General features: G+C 62.1%; 11 protein-coding genes. 1 reads left to right on the top strand and 10 read right to left on the bottom strand.

From position 1 onward, the window contains the following. Nucleotides 1–277: 277 nt before the first annotated feature. From ACVWXD_RS10895 to ACVWXD_RS10860, 8 genes are all read right to left on the bottom strand, one after another. Nucleotides 278–2,491 (bottom strand): GMC family oxidoreductase, encoded by a 2,214-nt coding sequence (locus ACVWXD_RS10895; RefSeq protein ID WP_181643929.1) that lies wholly within the window; start codon nt 2,489–2,491, stop codon nt 278–280. Beyond that, nucleotides 2,488–3,000: a sorbitol dehydrogenase gene (locus ACVWXD_RS10890; RefSeq protein ID WP_181643928.1), complete on the bottom strand. Its 513-nt coding sequence runs from the start codon at nt 2,998–3,000 to the stop codon at nt 2,488–2,490. Before ACVWXD_RS10890 ends, ACVWXD_RS10895 begins: the two co-directional genes overlap by 4 nt. Beyond that, a complete protein-coding gene (locus ACVWXD_RS10885; protein WP_032891300.1) occupies nt 2,997–4,364 on the bottom strand; it encodes a hypothetical protein in 1,368 nt (455 codons plus the stop codon). The genes ACVWXD_RS10890 and ACVWXD_RS10885 overlap by 4 nt, the downstream gene beginning before the upstream one ends. Before the next feature lie 156 nt (nt 4,365–4,520). Further along, entirely contained in the window at nt 4,521–5,036 is a 516-nt protein-coding gene (locus tag ACVWXD_RS10880; protein WP_457370989.1) for a sterol desaturase family protein, read from the bottom strand. Between the two features lie 39 nt (nt 5,037–5,075). Further along, nucleotides 5,076–5,564 carry a response regulator gene (locus tag ACVWXD_RS10875; protein ID WP_095184877.1) on the bottom strand — a complete coding sequence of 163 codons (489 nt, stop codon included), beginning with the start codon at nt 5,562–5,564 and terminating at the stop codon, nt 5,076–5,078. After that, entirely contained in the window at nt 5,561–7,876 is a 2,316-nt protein-coding gene (locus ACVWXD_RS10870; protein WP_457370988.1) for an ATP-binding protein, read from the bottom strand. Before ACVWXD_RS10870 ends, ACVWXD_RS10875 begins: the two co-directional genes overlap by 4 nt. After that, nucleotides 7,873–8,526: a response regulator gene (locus ACVWXD_RS10865; protein ID WP_032891304.1), complete on the bottom strand. Its 654-nt coding sequence runs from the start codon at nt 8,524–8,526 to the stop codon at nt 7,873–7,875. Before ACVWXD_RS10865 ends, ACVWXD_RS10870 begins: the two co-directional genes overlap by 4 nt. Beyond that, a complete protein-coding gene (locus ACVWXD_RS10860; protein WP_181643925.1) occupies nt 8,523–9,689 on the bottom strand; it encodes a sensor histidine kinase in 1,167 nt (388 codons plus the stop codon). Before ACVWXD_RS10860 ends, ACVWXD_RS10865 begins: the two co-directional genes overlap by 4 nt. Before the next feature lie 164 nt (nt 9,690–9,853). Here ACVWXD_RS10860 and ACVWXD_RS10855 point away from each other — a divergent pair, with 164 nt between their 5' ends. Then, the gene (locus tag ACVWXD_RS10855; protein ID WP_095184873.1) at nt 9,854–10,372 is read left to right on the top strand and encodes an SgcJ/EcaC family oxidoreductase; all 519 of its coding nucleotides are present in this window, start codon (nt 9,854–9,856) and stop codon (nt 10,370–10,372) included. 223 nt (nt 10,373–10,595) lie between these two features. On the opposite strand, the gene ACVWXD_RS10850 is transcribed toward ACVWXD_RS10855, so the two are convergent. Next, on the bottom strand, nt 10,596–12,659 hold the full coding sequence (locus ACVWXD_RS10850) for a TonB-dependent receptor (protein ID WP_457370987.1): 2,064 nt from the start codon (nt 12,657–12,659) through the stop codon (nt 10,596–10,598). A gap of 84 nt (nt 12,660–12,743) precedes the next feature. After that, nucleotides 12,744–13,133: a DUF2946 family protein gene (locus tag ACVWXD_RS10845; RefSeq protein WP_095184871.1), complete on the bottom strand. Its 390-nt coding sequence runs from the start codon at nt 13,131–13,133 to the stop codon at nt 12,744–12,746. Nucleotides 13,134–13,397 lie beyond the last annotated feature (264 nt).

Genomic DNA, 13,397 nt, shown 5'->3' with positions numbered 1-13,397 from the left:
GAGATGGGCGGATCATGCGCGGCGGGGTGGTATGTCACGAATCGAATGAAGCAAAGGTAACTATCATTGCGAATGATATAAGCGCGAGGTTAGCCCTCTAGGATGGGGGTTTCGTTAGGGTGCTATCAATGGGCGTGATGACAAAGGACTGTTGCGTGGTTCGCAACAAGCACTGAGAGGGTGTGGCGGTTGGGGTGTCAGGCATCGCATTGAGGTGGGCGTATGGACGGGTGAAACCGTCCAGTCAAAACGACCGGACGGTGTTTGGCCGTGGGCCCTACGCTGTACCGAACCCGATCTGCACCGTCAGCGCTCCCTGGTTATCCCCCAAACCAATGCCATAGCGCCCCTCTAGATCATCGTTGATACACAGCTGCAATTCCCCCGTCTGCCCCGGCGGAATCTCGGCCAGATCCCCCACCAGAAACGGTGTCCCGCTGCTGCCCACACGCCCAACCAGCGCGCCTTCATTTGCGCCCGGCAGGGTGTAGCCCGCTTTGGCGATCAACCCCGGACTGCCATTGCCATCAACCATGCCGCCGACCGGGCTGGCCAGCCAATGGCCGCTGACATACCGCACCACACGCGGGCTTGGGCCGCTGATCTGCACGCCAGTGCCTTGCCATGGCTGGTTGGCTTGCACCTGCACGGTGACGGCTTTGAGGTCGTTGCACAGGGTGTCGCCGGCCTGGATCGACAGCGCGGCAATGGTCAGGCTCGGGTTGGAGGTGCCGGTGGTGGGGAACACGCCGTCGCCCACCAGGAACAGGTTGTTGTGGTCCCAACTGCGCTGGTATTTGTCGACCACCGAGGTGGCCGGGTCGGCGCCCATGCGGTAGGTGCCCATCAAGTGCCCGGCGCCCTGGAAGGAGTACGACTCGCCCTGGTATTCAAACAACCCGGGCTTGATATCGGTGGTCAGTTCGGTGGCGCCCAGCAGCTCAGTGATGACGTGGCTGGCAAGAATCCGCGCCTGTTTGAAGCCTTCCTTGGTGTAGTCCGACAGGTTGTAATGGATTTCCGGTCGCGGGATGCCCAGACGGTCTTTGTACTGACTGGACGGCACGATGTAGCAGTTGGCCTTGTTCGGGTCGTCCTCGACTTGTTCCACCAGAAACCCCACCCGGAACTGCCGGGTGAGCAGGTTGTTCAGCTGTTGCACCAGTGCCGTGCCGAACAGCACCTGGGACGCGTCCGTGGACTTTGGCAGTGGGTTGGTGCGGCTGACGTTGGTGCCATCGATCAGGTCGGCCACCGTGGTGTACGGGTCGCCGATCGGCCAGTTGAAACCCTCGTTGCCTATCTCGATCCGCCAGGCCGCACGCTGGCTGCGAAAGGCGCCGTCGCGCAGGCTTTCGATGCCGGCGGTGGACACCGGGCCACGGTACGGGAACACCGTCTTACCTTCCGGCATCAAGCCCCACGCCAGGTAGATCGGGTGGTCCGCCAGGCTACGACCGACCTGGCCACTGCTGTTGGCCACGCCCTGGGGCCAGGCGCTGCTAGTGGAGTTGAGCAGCAGTTTTGGCGTTTCGATGGCATGGGCGGCGATCACATAGCGCTGCCCGATCGCGACGCCAGTGCCGGTGGCCGGCCCATCGCCCAACTGATACTGAATGAACTCAATGCCGCTGACAGTCTTGTCCGCTGCCACCGTGACCTTGCTCGCTACGGTCTTGTACAGCACCCGCACATTGCCGGTGTTGAGCGCATTGTTCAGGGTCACCGTGGCGTCGTACTTGGCCTGGATCGGGCAGATCGGCGTGCAGTTGGTATTGCCTGCGCACACCCGTCGCCCGGCATACGGCTGCGAGTTGCGCCCGGCTGGGGTGGGGCTCACCACCAGCGGCAGTCCTTGGAACGATTGGCCCTGCACCGCGCTGACGAAGCTGCCATCCACCAACGACAGCGGAATGCTGGTCATCGGGTATTCATAGTTGGTTGGGAACGTGATGCCCAGGTAGGCCTGGTCGGCGACGTTGGCCGCCACGCCTATTTCTGCTTCGGCGCGGCAATAAGCGCTTTGCAGGTCGTTGTAGCTGATCGGCCAGTCCACGCCCACGCCGTACAGCGTCTTCATCTTAAAATCATTCGGCAGCATGCGCAGGCACGTGGCGACCCAATGCCAGGTAGTGCCGCCGCCGACGCGCTCATAGGTGCTGGTGAACGGCAACGGGCCTTTTTGCACCAGGTAACTGACCTCGGGATTTTTCCAGTTGTCATCGAGCAGGTCAGCGATGGTCGCGCGCGGTGCGTTCTGTTCGGCTGGGTTGCGCGTCGGACTGAGGGTGCTCACCGGCGGATAGGGGGACTCGGGGGTCTTCAGCGTGGCGGTGTAGAAACGCTCCAGGTACTGGTTTCGGTTGGCCGGGACTTCCGGGCCGGATTCCAGCACCAGCACCTTCACCCCCGCCAAGCCCAATTGATAGGCAATGATGCTGCCCGCCAGGCCAGCACCGACGATCACTACGTCTGCTTGTTCGGTACTCATGACGATGCTCCAGGCTGTGGGCTGGCGGTAACCCCGGTGAAGTCTTCCAGGCTCGGTGGTGGGCTGTTCCAGTAACCGAAGAAGAACTCGCTGTAGCCCATCGGATGGGCCTGGGCGATGTTCCACGCCCAGCTCTGGGTGTAGGCCTCGGCACTGACCACGGTTTGCTCGTTCACCGGGAACGCGCCTTGGGCGTACGGCTGATACCACACGCCGAGCATCCACAGTTTCATGATCGCGCGCGCCGCTTGGGCAGTTTGCGTGGCGGCGGGTTGGCCGTTCTGCATCAGGATTGCGTTGCCGATTTGCTGCGGCGTCTGCTGCTCGCTCGCCAGCGCGGCGTATTGGGCGAGCAGGGCGCTGAGCACGTCTTGGCCCACGCGAGGACCAACGAAATTCAGAAACAGGGTGGGCAGGCCGATGGGGTCTACCGACGGCGCCAGCAGTTCCTGATTGATGCCGGTGAGCACCACGCTCAGGCCGGTAAAATTGTCCAAGTCGGTACTCATGGCTGACTCCTTGTCACACCGGTGGATTGAGCGCGTTCGAGCAGGTAAGTGAAGTCGGCGAAACTGGTGCGCGGTGATTGCGTCACGTGGGTGGCGGCATTGCCGTGACAGGCGATACAACTGGAGGACGCCTGGGGCACCGTGCCCTGGATATAGGTCTCCAGCGTTGCATTGGCGAGGAACGAAGGCGCTGGATTGCCCAACGGTTTGGTGGCCGAGATCTGGCACGGTGGCTGGCCGCTGAGGGTAGGCCACTGGGTGCTGATCAACTGGTAATTGGCCCAGACGCTGTTGGGGTTAACCGTACGCAGCAGGTTCTGGTAAGTGCTGTTGAGCGCCTTGGTTTCATCGGTCAAAGGGATCTCGCGCACGATCTGCGATGGCGTGGCCTTTACCGCCGGGTTCCAGGGCCGTGGCGGCGGTTGGTTGACCTCGGCATGGCTGCTGGCGTTGTAGAACAGGTACGGGCCTTTGCGCTCGGCAGGCGGCGTGGTTTTTTCCGGGACATTGTCAACGTGCTCGAAGGTCGACCACACCCACTGCGGCGCACTGGTGGTCTTATGCACGATATGCAGCCCCACCAGCCCCACCGGCTCGGCAACGCAGGACTCGGCCACCACCGGCCCTTTGCTCGGGTCGCTGTTGCCTGGCGTATACACCAGGGCATCGACGGTGTGGAAACTGCTGGGGTTGTCGTTGCCGTCCAGCACCTTCCACGAGGCCTTGACCATCAACGAACCCACGTCACTGGTGGCCGGGTTGCCGCAACTGAATGCCACCGCATTGGTCGCACTGGCGGCAAAAAATGCCTGCTGACCCTGGATGCTGTACAGGCCATTGTTGACGATGCCGTCGAACATCGATTGGTTAACCACGATTTCATTGCGCGTGTACACGCCGCTCTGGTCCACCAGCGGGCCGCTTTGAAACGGCTGAATAAACTCGTCCAGCACATCCGGGACCTTGCCCATTTGCTGCAACAAGCGCCCCGACCCCTTGCCTTCACAGGCCGCCGGTACACTGGCCGGCGCCTGCCAGGCCGCTGGTTTCTGCCCTTGGGGCAGGAAGATTTGGTAGCTCTCCTTGTAGCTTTCCCACACCGTGGCCGCGTCCTGCTGGCCGATCTGCACGCCGGTATTGGGCTTGCCATCGGCCAGGACCGGCCAGTTCAGCGCAATGAACGTCTGCCACGACATTTCATCGAAGTTGGCTTGCAGGCTGTCGAGAGAGAAGGGCGGGGTCGCCGTGACATCGAAGGGTATTTGCGTAGACAACGTGGGGGCCGCGACGACCAGGGGGCTCAGCAACGCGCCAAACAGCGCACAGCCGAACCCGGGCCGGGGGCGATGGGTTTCCATTCTCATCGGTATCTCCTAGGCATCAGACGCCAGGAGACAGTGGGTCCGTCATGGACTCTTCAATGCGCCTCCTGGCACGGGCTTGAGCGTAGATAAGGTTGGAAATGCCGGTGTACGGGACGCTAGATTTATTCGTAATAAAAACAATCGCTCAGAGGCGCTTCAGGCACGCTCTGCGCGGATATAGGTGCGAAACACATGGTCCCACAGCGGTGAAGACACGCCGAAGTTCTTCTCGATGCCTTTGCGATGATGCAGGTCGTGATTGGCCACCAGCCCCGGAATAAATCGATAGGCCCAATGCGCCGGGCGGTGCATTACGTAGTGCACCGAGATGTAATAGAAGTAGCCCGTCACCGCGCCGACAAACGCCGAGGTCAAACCGGCGTACCAGGCCGATAGCAGCAATGCCGCAAAGGTGGAGCTGGTTTTCCAGCTCGACACACCGATATAGGCCAGCACATCCACATGGTGGGTCCAGTGCTCGTGGCGATACAGCGAGTGGAACAGAAAGCGGTGTGCCGAATACTCCACCAGCGTCCAGGCCATGAAGCCCGCGAGCAGTTGCAGCGGATCAAGTGGCGCCAGGCAGAGCGCCAGGTCGATAAACAGGGGAACGGTGAAGAAATCCAGGTAATACGCGACTGACGACATCAGCCATTTGTTTGAAGCCGCCATGTGCGGATCGTCCTTGAGGTGCATGAACCGAGGGGGAAGTTAAGCCGAGTCCTCCCCGGCGGCGGGCAGATTGCCCGTTGATTCACGCCGTTGCAACAACTCGATGTGCTGCGCGGGTACCAGGGTGCGCAAGGTCTTGTAGAGCACCCGGGTTTCCAGCAGGTTCCACACCCGCAGCATGGTTTCCAGCGCGTCCAGGGGTTTGCTGATGAAGTCCCGGGCGCCCAGGGCCAGGGCGCGCAGGCGGGTGTCGCGGGTCGCGTCGGCGGTGAGTACCAGGATCGGCAGATATTCGCCCTGGGGGATACGCCGGTTGAGTTGTTCCAGCACCGCAAAGCCGTCGAACTCCGGCATGTGCAGGTCGAGGATCACCAAGTCCGGTTCGAAGCTGTTGAACAGCTCCAGGGTGCGCAGCGGCTGGGTGCTGCTCAGCACGTTGGTGAGCCCTTCGCGCGCCAGCAGTTGCTCCACCAGATCGAGGTTCGGGCGTTGGTCGTCGATGATTAGAATGCGCAGGTCGAGGTTCACGCGGGCTCCGGGAAAGACTGGTCGAGGTGGGCGAGAAACGCGGGCACGTTGATCGGTTTATTCAACACGGCGGTTGCGCCGGCGTCCTGCAGAGCCTGGCGGGTAAGGTCGCTGGCGTCGGCGGTGATCATCAGTACCGGTGTGTCACGGGTGATCGGTGACTGGCGCAAGCGTTGCAGCACCTTCAATCCGTCGAGGTCCGGCAGGCAGACATCCAGCAGAATCAACTGTGGCGCGTGCTGCGCGGCCAGGTCCAGGCCCAGTTGGCCTTGCATGCTCGACAGCAGTTTTATCCCCGGTCGGCGTTGCAGCAGGGTTTCGATCAGCGCCAGGCTGGAGAGATTGTCTTCGATGCACAACACCTTGCCCAGGAACGTGCAGGCGGCGGGGACTGGGCGCGGCAACTGGGTGTCGATGACGGGCGTGGTACTGCGCTGGAATGCCGCTACGCGCGCGAACGGTAGCTCCAGCGTGAAGCGTGAGCCAATGCCGGCCTGGCTTTGCACATTGAGGTGGCCGTCCATGTTTTCCAGCAGGCTTTTACTCAGGGCCAGGCCCAGGCCGCTGCCTTCCACATTGGGGTCGGCGCCCAGGCGTTCGAACGGTTTGAACAATTGCCCCAGGTGATCCGCCGCGATGCCGTTGCCGGTATCACACACCGACACGGTGATACGCGGCCCATCAATGCTGACTTCGATGCTGACGTCGCCATCGCGCTGGTTGTATTTGATCGCATTGGACAGCAGGTTCAGCAGCACCTGGGTCAGGCGTTGCCGGTCGGCCACGATGCCCACATCCGCCGCCAAGGCGGGCAATGGCTGTAACCGAATGCCCGCCTCGGCGGCCATCGGCGACACCAGCGACAGCGCCTCTTGCAACGCCTCCGCCAGAGGGATCGGCGCGATATTCAACGCCAGGCTTCCCGCCTCGATCTTGGCGATGTCCAGCACTTCGTTGATCAGTGTCAGCAAGTGCTGGCCGGCCCGCAGGATATGCCCGACGTCGGCCTTTTGCGCCTTGGGCGCGTCCATGTCCAGCAGTTGTGCAAAGCCCAGGATCGAGTTGAGCGGGGTGCGCAGTTCGTGGCTCATGCGCGACAGAAACTCGCTTTTGGCACGGCTGGCACGTTCGGCTTCCTCACGGGCCTTGCGCAGAGCGATCTCGGCCGCGCGGCGGTCGGTGATGTCGCGGGTGATCTTCGAAAAACCGCGCAAGGCGCCAGTGCCGTCGTACTGCGCGGTGATCACCACGCTGGCCCAGAACCGCGTGCCGTCCTGGCGGCAACGCCAGCCTTCTTCGGTGTAATCGCCGTTGCGGGTGGCTTCGCGCAGCGCCATGTCCGGGTGCTGAGGGCATTCCTCGGGCAAGTAGAACACCGAGAAATGCTGGCCGATGATTTCCTGTTCGGTGTAGCCCTTGATCCGCTCGGCGCCGTTGTTCCAACTGGTGACATAGCCCGCGGTGTCGAGGGCGAAGATCCCGTAGTCCTTGACCCCATCGATGATCAGCCGCAAGCGTTCTTCGTTGTCACGCAATGCGCGCTCGCGCTCGGCCAGCAGCAACCCTGCTTCTACGAGGCTGGTGCCCAATTGGCCGATTTCATCGTGCTCCGGCGGTTGCGGCAGCAGCGGCGAACCGAGGGCCAGGCGCTGGGCGTTGCGCTGCACATTCTGGACCCGCGCCACAATGCCTTTGGACAGGAACAACACGGCGACGATGGCGCCAAACAAGCCGCAAATCGCCGCCAGCCAGGTGGACAGCAACAAACGCTGACGGGTTTCGGCCGCCGCCGCGCTGCGCTCGGCCAGCAACGACGCCTCAAGGGTGAGCATGGTGCTGATGTGTTGGCGCAGCGCATCGAGGATGTGTTTGTTGCTGATCAGGATGGCACTGATCGATTGCGGCGTGGCGTCGCGGTCCTTGAGCATCTCTTCAAGCCCGTCGACCTTGCCATCGATCAGCGGCTTGATGGCGCTGAGTTGCTCGCGTACCCGTTGATCACGCACGTTGTGGTCAAGCCGGCGTAGGGCGGACTCGATCTGCGGCCTGGCGTTGAGGTAGCTGGGCAGGAAGTCTTCGCGGCGAGTGAGCAGGTAGCCGCGCACACTGGCGGCGGCCTCGGCGAGCAGGGTGTGCACGGCCTGGATATCGCCTTGCACGCGCAGCACCCGGCGCACGTCCTCTTCGGCGCGGGCGGTCTGGCGTTCGGTGGTGTAGATCAGCACGAGCGACAGCAACAGCACCACCAGCGGCAGCGAGATCACCACCAGCGCCTTGCCCCGCAGTGGCAGGTCGGCCCAACGCCGCTTCATGGTGACGTCACCAGGCCCAAGGCGATGCCGCGTACGGCGGCTTGGGTGCGATCAGCTGCGCCGAGCTTGCCGATCACGCGTTCCACATGGGCCTTGGCGGTGCCAGTGGTGATCCCGAGCTGCTCGCCGATGGCGCGGTTGCTCATGCCGTTGGCCACCAAGCCAAGGACCTGGCGCTCGCGCGGGGTGAGGTTTTCGGTGGGGGCCGCGCCGCTGGCCTGGCGTTCGGTCATGCGGCGCAATAGCCGCGTGCTGACCGCTGTGTTGAGCGCTTCGCCGCCGGCCCCGACTTTTTGCAGGGCCTGGATCACCTCGGCACGGCTGGCGTCCTTGAGCAAGTAGCCGACCGCACCGGCATTCATCGCCGCTTCCAGGTATTCGGGGCTGTCGTCCATGGTGAACATCACCACTTTCACCGCTGGCAGGCGCTCTTGCAGCAACCGAGCGGCGCCCAAGCCGTTGAGCCCGGGCATGCGGATGTCGAGGATGACGATATCCGGCAGCAGTTGCTCACACAGCTCCACTGCTTGCAGGCCATCGCTGGCTTGACCGACCACCTCGAACTGCGCGAGGCCGGCCAGCAGAGAGACGAAACCGGTGCGCGTGACTTCATGGTCGTCTGCCAGTACGAGACGCAGGACGTCGGTCATTGAGGAGTTCCAGGCAAGTGGGCTGGCACGCGGGCGTGCAGTTGGGTACCGCAGTCGACTGCGCTGACGCAGGTGAAGCTGCCGCCCAGCAGGCTGGCACGCTCCTGCATGGTCGCGAGGCCAAGATGCTGGGCGTCATCGCGTGAGGGGGCCGAAGTGAAGCCCTTGCCGTTGTCGTCCATGCGCAGGGAAGCCTGGCCGTCGTGCAAGGCCAGGGTCAGGTTCACCCGGCTGGCGCGCGCATGCTTGAGGATATTGTTGATGGCTTCCTGGCCGATCCGGAACAGGGCGATTTCCACCTGGCTGGGCAATCGCGTTTCACAGTGGACGAGCCACACCACGTTGATGCCAGCGTCGCGCAGACGGTCGGCTTCTTTGTCGAGGGCTTTGAACAGGCCGAAATCATCCAGCACGGTGGGGCGCAGACCTGCGATGAGTTGACGGCCTTCACCGACGGAGTGCTGGGCCAGGGTGAGAATCGCCTGCAAGTCGGCGGCGAGTGCGTCCGGCAGTACGGGGCAGCGGCCGGCAAACCCTTGCAGCCGTTGGTGCAAACCCGCGAGGGTCTGTGCCAGGCCGTCGTGCAGGTCGTAGGCCACGCGCTTGCGTTCGTCTTCCTGGGCGCGAAACAGCCGGTTGACCAGGTCGGACAGCGTCTTGTCGCGGGTTTTGAGGGTGGTCAGCAGGCGATCGTTTTCCAGGTGAGTGGCCAGCAGGGTGGCGAGCAGTTGCAGGGATTCGCTGTCTTCGTGCTCCGGTGCCCGCAGGCTGACACTATTGCCCAACACCAGCAGGCCAAACGCTTTGCCGTCACTGCCACGCAACGGCACTTGCAGCACGCTGTGAGGCTGCTCCTTCCAGCGAGGTGCGCGCAGATCGCGGTCAGCGAGGGCGGCCAGGCTGGTCAAGCGTGCCGGGCTGCCATGGCTCGCCGTGGTGCGAACAGCTCCGTCGGCGGCCCATTCCTGCAGCAGGCCATGGTCCATCGCAAGAAACGCGCAAGCCCGTGCGAGCACGCGTTCGCGCATGGCGTCGGGGGCCAGTTGGCTCAGCTCCTGCCCGGTATCCACTAACAGCCGCAGCCGCGCCGTGCGGCTTTCCGATTGCCGGAAATGCGCGCGCATGGCCAAGGCGCTGCCGGGGTCATGGGGCGGGTTATGCATGGGTGATGCTCCAGTGCTGCGGGCGTGCGGGGGGTCTATTAAACATGGTTAAACACCTTGGGCGCTATCTGCCAAATGGCATAGGTAAATGACTCCGGTTGGCCGATGGCGCGCCACGGTCGGCTTGGCAAAGTGGGCTCAACGAACACCACTGGAGTATCCCAATGCAATTCAAGCCCGCAGCAATCGCCCTGATGTTTGCCTTGAGCGTTCCGTTTGTTCAGGCCGCCGAAACGTCGCCGTATGTCTACCGTGAGGTGGCCCAGGCGCCGGCCAATGTGAAGGACCGGGAGATTGCCGGTTTGTTTGACCGTTGGAACAGCGCTTTGCAGACCGGCAACGTCACCTCGGTGGTCGACCTGTATGCGCCGGGCGCGGTGCTGCAGCCCACCGTGTCCAACCAAGTGCGCACTACGCCGGATCAGATCAAGGACTACTTCGATCACTTCCTGGCACTCAAGCCGGTAGGCCAGATCAACTACCGTGAAATCCGCCAACTGGGCACTAACGTAGCCATGGACAGCGGGGTCTACACCTTCACCCTGACCGACGCGAAGGGGCAGGTCAGCCATGTGCAGGCGCGCTACACCTTCGTTTATGAGCAGGTGGGGGGCCAGTGGAAAATTCTTAATCACCACTCTTCGGCGATGCCTGAGGTGCAGGTCAAGCACGCTAAGCAGTAACGATGGGAGGAAAAAATGCCTACCCCTTGGCGGGGGTAGGCATTTTTTTGTGGTGGTTGGGAGAGTGCCCCTGTGACGGACCCGGAACCCATGGGCATTTGACGACCTCTCCCTATCCAAATGTGAGAGGCCACGCTCGTCACAAAAACAGGCCCGTTTAGGGAAATGGTTAACCCTTTAAAATCAGTGACTTATTTTATGTTTGATAACAAGGGGTTGCCTTTCAGAAGTCCAAGGTGACGCCGGTATAGAGCGCACGCCCGTCGCCGGGTGAGTGCAGTGACGCCTTCGCGCCGTCCGGGTCGTACCAGACGTATTCGTAGTAGCGGTTGGTGAGGTTTTTCAGTTGCAGGTCGACACTGACGGATTCAGTCACTTGGTACGTCGCCCCCAGGTTCATCAACACGTAACCGCCGTAAGTCCCCTTGGTGTTTTCGCGCTCCAGGTAATAGTGGGTCTGGCCGTTCATCCACGCGGTCAGTTGCAGCGCGGGGGTGGCTTTGTAGTTTATGCCTGCGTTGTAGAGGTGATGGGGGATGTGGTCGATTTCCTGGCCTTTGCTGTTGGGCAGGGTGGCGCTGGGCTGGAGGATTTTCGAGTACTGCCAGGCGTAGGCCATCCAGATGTCGGTGCGGTCGTTCGGGTGCAGGTTCAACTGCGCGTCGTAACCCCAGCGGCGGGTTTCGCCGACGTTATCCGATTCGCCATTCGGGTCATTGAGCCGGCGGCTGACTTCGCCGCTGGCTTCCTGCTGCCAATAGGCGACGCGGCCGTCGATCCAGTCGGCGGGGGTGAACTTGATACCGGTTTCCCAGCCTTCGTTGATCGACGGCGCGAGGTCGGTATCCCGTGGCGGTATCTTGTAGGCAGCGGCGCCGGTGCCGACCTGGAAGGTACGGCCCCAGTTGGCGTACACGCTGGCCACGTCCCACGGCGAGTACACCACGCTGAGCTTGGGTTGTTTGATCAGCCCATAGTCGTTGATGGCGTAATCCATGCCGGTCATTTGGTTGGTGAAGTCGCCGTGGATTTTATCGACGCGGTAGGCCGGGATGATTTTCAGCGATTCAAACGGTTTGATCTCAGCCTGGATGTAAGCCCCGTAGGTATCAAAGTCGAACTGCTGGTCGCGGGTTTGCGCCAGGCGTGTGCGGTTCTGGGTCCGGTAGCGTTCACTGGTGTTCTGTTGCTGCTGGACGTCCGCGCCGCCTTCCAGGGCGAAGGCGTAGAGCCCGCTTACCTCGGGCCGCCAGGTCAGGGAGGTGAGGGCGCCGTACTGGGTTTCGTAGGCGTCGCGCTCCTGCTGGGAGCTGGTGCGCCAGTATTGCGTCCAGCGTCGGTCGTCGAAGGTGTTGAGGTAGGTTTTTGCCGCCCAGGCCAATGTTTCGGCCAGTTCGGTATCGACGTGCACACTGAGTTGGTTCATCCGCCGCGTGCCTTTGTCGGTGGCGTTGTAGCGGTTGGTCATGGTGGGGTGGTGGCGGGCGTCGTCTTCACTCAAATATCCCGGCTCTTGCGCCTCGGTTTCGTAATGGCGAGCGATCAGGCCGACACGGTAGCTGCTGTCGTCCGGGGTGTAGAACCATTTGCCGGACATCGAGAATTTATCCGCCTGGGCATGATCCCGGTAGCCATCGGCTTTCTGGTAGGCGAAGAAGTAATTCTGCGTCCAGTTGCTGCCTTCGATGCCTTTGGCGAGTTGCGTCTCGCGGGTGTTGTAGCTGCCGTAGCGGATTCGCGCCTTGGTGTAGTCGCCTCCTGTGCGGGTCAGCATGTTGACGTTGCCGGCAATGTTGTTGAGGCCGTAGCGCGCGTCGCTGGTACCACGTACCACTTCGATACTGTCCAGCTCCATGGGGAAAATCATGTCCATGAACGGCATGTTGCCGTCGTTGCTGTTGCTGGGGATCCCATCGATCAGCAGCTTCACCGCGTTCACTTCACCTTCGCCGTTGAAACCGCGAAAGGAGATCTTGCCGGAGGTGGTGCCTTGGTTGAATTCGGTGAGCATGACCCCTGGCGCACGGCTGAACAGCTCCCAGCTGTAGTTGACCGGCATTTTCTCCAGGATGTCGGCACCGAGGATGTCGACCGAACTGAGCACGCTGGCGGTGTTCAGCGGGCCGCTGGCGTTGGTGCTGCCTTGGACGCTGACGGTGCCAAGGGTGAGGGCCGAACTTTCGGTTGCATGGGCCAGTGGCGTGAGTGCAAACACTGAGAGCAGCGGCCAGAGTGAGGAGGGCACAGCGATACGCTGTGCGCGGGACAGAGTAAATGGAGCAGGCATGAGCACGCTTCCTGATGACCAAAAGACTTCAAGGACGTTCAGCCACCCTCAAGGGGCGGCAGAAAACACAGGGTTTCGGGGCAGTCAGGCGACAGGGGAGGCGCGAGGGCTCAGGCTCGGCCAGCGAACCCTGGGATGCAACGTGGGTAACAGCGGATCAGCGAGGGCGACATCCGGCGCATAGCGCGGCAGCCAATGCCGGTAATAGTTGGACGGCAGCGCGGCCAGGCCGGCATGCCCGCAGCAGCAGTCGCCATGCTTCATGGCGGCAGCCGAAGGCGCGGATTTGAGCGGGTCGATCAGCTTGTCAAAGCCTGGTGGCAGGGCTTGGGAGGCGCCGCCTGAGCAGAATCCACCCCACAGCATCAGGCCGATGTCCGGCGTTTGCAGGGCGCGGCTCAACGGCATGGCCAGCATGTTGAGCAACAGGGCCAGGCAGGCGATCCAGGGGCTGATGCGTTTGAACATAGCCATAAAGCCATCGACGCAAAGGGGCGCGTATTTAGCCGCAGTTCAGGCATGAAGTAAAACGCGCTATTTTGCCGCAGGCCTGGCGACCGAACGCGGTGTTGGTGGCGCAACAGCGGTTCAATAAAGTGTTCGATTATCCGAGCCGTGCGGGGTGACCGGTACAGTGCAACCCCTTGAATAAGAGGGCTTATGCGCTTGGCATGAATTGTGTTGTGACCCGATTGGCGCTGACCCGACAACGGGAGGGGAAACCTCACCTTTCATAAG

Source organism: Pseudomonas sp. TE3911, assembly GCF_054062775.1.
Note: the sequence above shows the minus strand (reverse complement) of the source record. Positions and strands in the feature narration are given on the sequence as shown.

Bases quoted from the DNA above. Each gene is read 5' to 3' on its own strand.
- ACVWXD_RS10895 (WP_181643929.1), bottom strand. From the start codon at position 2,491: ATGAGTACCGAACAAGCAGACGTAGTGATCGTCGGTGCTGGCCTGGCG.
- ACVWXD_RS10890 (WP_181643928.1), bottom strand. From the start codon at position 3,000: ATGAGTACCGACTTGGACAATTTTACCGGCCTGAGCGTGGTGCTCACC.
- ACVWXD_RS10885 (WP_032891300.1), bottom strand. From the start codon at position 4,364: ATGAGAATGGAAACCCATCGCCCCCGGCCCGGGTTCGGCTGTGCGCTG.
- ACVWXD_RS10880 (WP_457370989.1), bottom strand. From the start codon at position 5,036: ATGGCGGCTTCAAACAAATGGCTGATGTCGTCAGTCGCGTATTACCTG.
- ACVWXD_RS10870 (WP_457370988.1), bottom strand. From the start codon at position 7,876: ATGAAGCGGCGTTGGGCCGACCTGCCACTGCGGGGCAAGGCGCTGGTG.
- ACVWXD_RS10865 (WP_032891304.1), bottom strand. From the start codon at position 8,526: ATGACCGACGTCCTGCGTCTCGTACTGGCAGACGACCATGAAGTCACG.
- ACVWXD_RS10860 (WP_181643925.1), bottom strand. From the start codon at position 9,689: ATGCATAACCCGCCCCATGACCCCGGCAGCGCCTTGGCCATGCGCGCG.
- ACVWXD_RS10855 (WP_095184873.1), top strand. From the start codon at position 9,854: ATGCAATTCAAGCCCGCAGCAATCGCCCTGATGTTTGCCTTGAGCGTT.
- ACVWXD_RS10850 (WP_457370987.1), bottom strand. From the start codon at position 12,659: ATGCCTGCTCCATTTACTCTGTCCCGCGCACAGCGTATCGCTGTGCCC.
- ACVWXD_RS10845 (WP_095184871.1), bottom strand. From the start codon at position 13,133: ATGGCTATGTTCAAACGCATCAGCCCCTGGATCGCCTGCCTGGCCCTG.